Source organism: uncultured Jannaschia sp. (genome assembly GCF_947494055.1).
Classification (GTDB): Bacteria; Pseudomonadota; Alphaproteobacteria; order Rhodobacterales; family Rhodobacteraceae; genus Jannaschia.
On record NZ_CANLTR010000239.1, the window covers coordinates 1 to 251 of the forward strand.

The 251-nt window shown below is 67.3% G+C and carries 1 protein-coding gene; it reads left to right on the forward strand.

Annotation, left to right across the window (positions count from 1 at the left end):
- The coding region (locus tag Q1A87_RS24000) for a cytochrome ubiquinol oxidase subunit I (protein ID WP_299657439.1) at positions 1-251 on the forward strand (251 nt) is incomplete at both ends.

Genomic DNA, 251 nt, shown 5'->3' on the forward strand with positions numbered 1-251 from the left:
GACCCGGAGACCGGGCAGTTCCTGCCCACCGATTTCTGGCAGGTCGTGTTCAACCCGTCCTTCCCCTTCCGCCTCGCTCATACGGTGACGGCCGCCTACCTGACCACGGCCTTCATCGTCGGCGGCGTGGCGGCTTATCACCTGCTCAAGCGTCGGCGGCGCGGGCAGAAGGCTTCGGCCGCGACGCGCACGATGTTCTCGATGGCGATGTGGATGGCGACGCTGGTCGCGCCGGTGCAGATCTTCCTCGG